At 52.8% G+C, this 214-nt stretch carries 1 tRNA gene; it reads left to right on the top strand.

The features are described from left to right. Positions 1–138 precede the first annotated feature (138 nt). A tRNA-Arg gene (locus HGT71_RS15695) sits at positions 139–212 on the top strand. Positions 213–214: the final 2 nt, after the last annotated feature.

Raw genomic sequence — 214 nt, 5'->3', positions numbered from 1 at the left:
CATCCGTAGCTCAGCTGGATAGAGTACTCGGCTACGAACCGAGCGGTCGGAGGTTCGAATCCTCCCGGATGCACCATAATGGTTGTTACACACTTCTTCGGTAAGTTTGTTACCTGTCAGTTACAAGAATTCTGCAATGCATCCGTAGCTCAGCTGGATAGAGTACTCGGCTACGAACCGAGCGGTCGGAGGTTCGAATCCTCCCGGATGCACC

The organism is Rosenbergiella epipactidis (genome assembly GCF_018494055.1).
GTDB lineage: Bacteria > Pseudomonadota > Gammaproteobacteria > Enterobacterales > Enterobacteriaceae > Rosenbergiella > Rosenbergiella epipactidis.
Note: the sequence above shows the minus strand (reverse complement) of the source record. Positions and strands in the feature narration are given on the sequence as shown.